The 1,117-nt window shown below is 63.8% G+C and carries 1 protein-coding gene and 1 pseudogene; one reads left to right on the plus strand and one right to left on the minus strand.

Annotation, left to right across the window (positions count from 1 at the left end):
* Nucleotides 1-18 precede the first annotated feature (18 nt).
* Nucleotides 19-750 (minus strand): M23 family metallopeptidase, encoded by a 732-nt coding sequence (locus tag C3489_RS38045; RefSeq protein ID WP_219822014.1) that lies wholly within the window; start codon nucleotides 748-750, stop codon nucleotides 19-21.
* 109 nt (nucleotides 751-859) lie between these two features.
* On the opposite strand from C3489_RS38045, the pseudogene C3489_RS38050 reads away from it, so the two are divergent.
* A pseudogene (locus C3489_RS38050) lies at nucleotides 860-1,117 on the plus strand (MFS transporter); the annotation flags it as partial.

Here is a 1,117-nt window from a genome sequence, read left to right on the forward strand (position 1 = left end):
TTTGTTAGCAGCCGGATCTCAGTGGTGGTGGTGGTGGTGCTCGAGGCCAACATAGCTGCCCGGGCTGAGCCCGCGCTTGGCCAGCCAACCGACCGGATCGATCCGGTTCGTGCCGTTGGTCAGGACCTCGAAATGCAGGTGGGGACCCGTGGAGTAGCCCCGGTTGCCCATGGTGGCGATCTGATCGCCCGCCATCACGCGCTCGCCGACGCTGACGAGCCACGTGTTGATGTGACCGTAGAGCGTGACGGTGCCGTCGGAGTGGCGGATCTTCACCCACGCGCCGTAACCGGCCGTCGGGCCCACGTCGGTGACCACGCCGTCGGACGCGGCGTAGATCGGCGTGCCGATCGAGTTGGCGATGTCGATGCCGCCGTGCAGCACGCCCCAGCGGTAGCCGAAGCCCGACGTCCACACGCCTTTGGTCGGCATCACGAACAGCGGGCGCGAAAGGCGGGCCTCACGCTCGGCGCGCTCCTGTGCGAACGCGGCGGCCTTGGTGATCTCCTCGGCGTGCACGGCCGACGAGATGTTCGACGCGACCGAGACGATCTGCATGCCGTCGTTCGAACCGCTGACCGAGGCTCCGTCGACCGTCGTCTGGCCGGTGGCCAGCACGGTGTCGTCGGCGGCCTGGGCCTCGGTCATGGATCCGCGACCCATTTGCTGTCCACCAGTCATGCTAGCCATATGGCTGCCGCGCGGCACCAGGCCGCTGCTGTGATGATGATGATGATGGCTGCTGCCCATGGTATATCTCCTTCTTAAAGTTAAACAAAATTATTTCTAGAGGGGAATTGTTATCCGCTCACAATTCCCCTATAGTGAGTCGTATTAATTTCGCGGGATCGAGATCTCGATCCTCTACGCCGGACGCATCGTGGCCGGCATCACCGGCGCCACAGGTGCGGTTGCTGGCGCCTATATCGCCGACATCACCGATGGGGAAGATCGGGCTCGCCACTTCGGGCTCATGAGCGCTTGTTTCGGCGTGGGTATGGTGGCAGGCCCCGTGGCCGGGGGACTGTTGGGCGCCATCTCCTTGCATGCACCATTCCTTGCGGCGGCGGTGCTCAACGGCCTCAACCTACTACTGGGCTGCTTCCTAATGCAGGAG

It is taken from the genome of Streptomyces sp. Ru71 (genome assembly GCF_002920535.1).
Taxonomy (GTDB): Bacteria; Actinomycetota; Actinomycetes; order Streptomycetales; family Streptomycetaceae; genus Streptomyces.